The following is a 523-nucleotide window of genomic DNA, read 5'->3' as shown; positions in this document are numbered from 1 at the left end:
AACCTTTCTCAGATGCGTCCGGCGAATAGACCTCCTTTTGACCCAGATACATTATGGTATCTAAAACATGGAAGCTGTCCGATTATGACTGAGCTTGTTGATGTGGTCGATGAAGCCACCCTAAATGCAATGCCGATTGAGGCTGTTGCAATACTAGACCGAATCAACGGTAAGCTTAAGCGCTACCGTGAGTGGAGTAGTGAGCTCAATGAGCAGCAACAACAGCAGCACAACGAACGTCAATTTGTCATCGATAAACTGGTGTCTGAAAGTATCCCAGAGGCATTGTATCATTATGAGCAACTTCAACGTTTTAGCCCGCACCGTACTAAGAATAATATGGTACAAGGAAAAATGACGGCAGGCGATATGTTGACAGATTTGTTTTTGGAGATTGATTACGAGCTTGATGAATTATTGGATGAGTTGCATCAAACGGTTATGGATCGTCTTGCTTCAACACATCGTTATGTGAAAAGCCGCACCCAAAGCTGACGTTACCAACATAAGGCAATTGAGTAGT

General features: G+C 43.4%; 1 pseudogene. It reads left to right on the top strand.

Annotated features, from left to right (window positions below):
- Positions 1–495: pseudogene (locus tag ACS8FD_RS24420) on the top strand (hypothetical protein); the annotation flags it as partial.
- Positions 496–523: the final 28 nt, after the last annotated feature.

The sequence above is a fragment of the Psychrobacter sp. 1U2 genome, from assembly GCF_051847575.1.
Note: the sequence above shows the minus strand (reverse complement) of the source record. Positions and strands in the feature narration are given on the sequence as shown.